Source organism: Pseudomonas sp. P5_A2_2 (assembly GCF_054177685.1).
Genome location: NZ_JBGCUL010000860.1, coordinates 1 through 1,911 on the forward strand (window position 1 = coordinate 1; position 1,911 = coordinate 1,911).

Consider the following 1,911-nt stretch of genomic DNA (forward strand, 5'->3'; position numbering starts at 1 on the left):
GCATGGAGCCAGCCCGGATGAAGTGAAGGTCAAGCGGGGGGAAATCCTTCAAGGCGCTGACCCTCCACATTCTGAGGCGGCGGTTCAAAAACTGTTACACGACGCCGGATTCGGGGACGCTACCCGTTTCTTCAGCCGCCTGTTGCTCATGTCCCCAGGGCCTGATCCGCGCTTTTTCGCCCCACCTGCCACTTTCGCCACAATCGGCGTGGATCTAAAGTCAGGGGCGCACCTTCAGGGGACTTCCAGTCATGTACAGCTCGCTTGCCATACCGAGCACCGCTCGCCAATTGCATGACCGTATCTATGCTGGCGAGATCATTCGCTTCACTGACCTGCAGCCCATGACGGCGCTGGTGGAATATACGCGTGCGTTCCTCGAAGACGCGCTGCATCCCTGGTCGCCGCAACAGATCCATCGCCATTTGAGCCACCCTGAGCAGACTGAGCGTTTTGCGAAAATCCAGAACGACTTCGCAGGCTCGGCTGAGGTCCAGCAGCGCTGGCAGGACGTCGTGCAAAGCCTTGGCATCGCCCCCGATACCCTGGCGTGCGATCGCCTGCATTTGCGTTTTCAGCCGCATTGCGAGCCAGGGCAGTCGACGCCGCGTGCCCGCACGACGGCCACCATCGCGTTTCACCGCGATACCTGGGGGTCGAATATCTATGCGCAGACCAACTGGTGGGCGCCCATCTATCCCATCTCGGCAGGGCGTACCATCGCCTTGTATCCAGGCCTCTGGCAGCGACCGCTGGGTAATTCGAGCGCAGATTTCGATATGCGCGCCATTTTGCAGCGATCCCATCGAGACGGCCGCAATGCCGTGGATGCCGACGAAGCCATTGCGCATCTGCTGGAAGCGATCGGCCCGCAGGAGGGGATTGCCGTCGATATCGCTCCGGGGAGCCTGATCGCCTTTTCCGGGGCTCATGCCCATGCTGGCGTCGGCAATAGCACCGGGCTGACACGCATCTCTTTCGAGACCCGATCAATACTGATCGCCGACCTGTTGGCCGGATTGGGAGCGCCCAATGTCGATGGTCATGCGCCGTGGAAGACTATTGGACTGTTTCGCCGAATGAACGATGCGCAACGCCTGAACGAGATCCTTGGCTGCGGCTTTATCGAGCCCTATCTGCGGCCGGCAGAGCCCTGACGCTGGCGCCGGTAGTCGCTTGGGGAAAGGCCGGTGTGCTTGCGAAATACAGGGGCGAAGTGGCTGGGGTTGGAGTAGCCGACTTCATTGGCGACAGTGATCACGCTCAGTTGTGTTTCGCGCAATAAGCGCCGTAACGCCTTGAACGAACAGATGTCCTGCGTTGCCTCGTCGAATAGAGACCGGCCCAGCAGCACCATGACCACTTCGAAAGGTTCGGGATTTAACCGTCTCTTATGTGGGACGCACAACATCAAAGGTGAATCGGAGCCGCGGTCCGGAAAAGAAACCGCGGCAACCGATCAATCAGGCGGCGGGGAGCAGGCCTTTCTGTTTGGCGACATGAGTCGCCAGTGCGTCCATCAAGTCCGGGGACAGGCAGTCATAGGGTTCCAGGCCGATCGAGCGCAAGCGCTCGCGGATAGCCTTCATTTGCGCTGGAGGTGTGCCGGTTTCGATGATGGAGGACACGAACGCCGCGAATCCCGGCGCGGCCCATCCGCGCTGTGGCGAAAGCTCGGTGTGGACGAAGTCCAGGCCATAAAACGCATGGTCCTTGTTCTCGATGCGCCCAAAGAGATGGGCGTGACACTGCTTGCAGGCGTGGCGCTGGATGGTGGCGGATTCGTCGACAATCGCCAGTTTTTCGCCGTGGGCAATGACGCTGACCTTATCTCGAGGCACCACGGCGATGACGGCGAATATCGCGTTTTGTGGTTTCCAGCATTTGCTGCAGCCGCACGCGTGGTTATGC

General features: G+C 60.1%; 3 protein-coding genes and 1 pseudogene. 2 read left to right on the forward strand and 2 right to left on the reverse strand.

Annotated features, from left to right (window positions below):
- Both ACXRVY_RS26615 and ACXRVY_RS26620 read left to right on the forward strand, forming a co-directional pair.
- Positions 1-142: pseudogene (locus tag ACXRVY_RS26615) on the forward strand (SAM-dependent methyltransferase); the annotation flags it as partial.
- 109 nt (positions 143-251) lie between these two features.
- Positions 252-1,157, forward strand: coding sequence for a hypothetical protein (locus ACXRVY_RS26620; RefSeq protein ID WP_223462613.1), 906 nt, complete (start codon positions 252-254; stop codon positions 1,155-1,157).
- Here the strand turns inward: ACXRVY_RS26620 and ACXRVY_RS26625 are convergent.
- Together ACXRVY_RS26625 and gfa are read right to left on the reverse strand one after the other, a co-directional pair.
- Entirely contained in the window at positions 1,133-1,357 is a 225-nt protein-coding gene (locus ACXRVY_RS26625; RefSeq protein WP_317851128.1) for a helix-turn-helix domain-containing protein, read from the reverse strand. The genes ACXRVY_RS26620 and ACXRVY_RS26625 overlap by 25 nt on opposite strands.
- Before the next feature lie 106 nt (positions 1,358-1,463).
- Positions 1,464-1,911, reverse strand: a 448-nt coding sequence (gene gfa, locus ACXRVY_RS26630) for an S-(hydroxymethyl)glutathione synthase (protein ID WP_458238686.1), incomplete at its 5' end; no start/stop codon positions are given.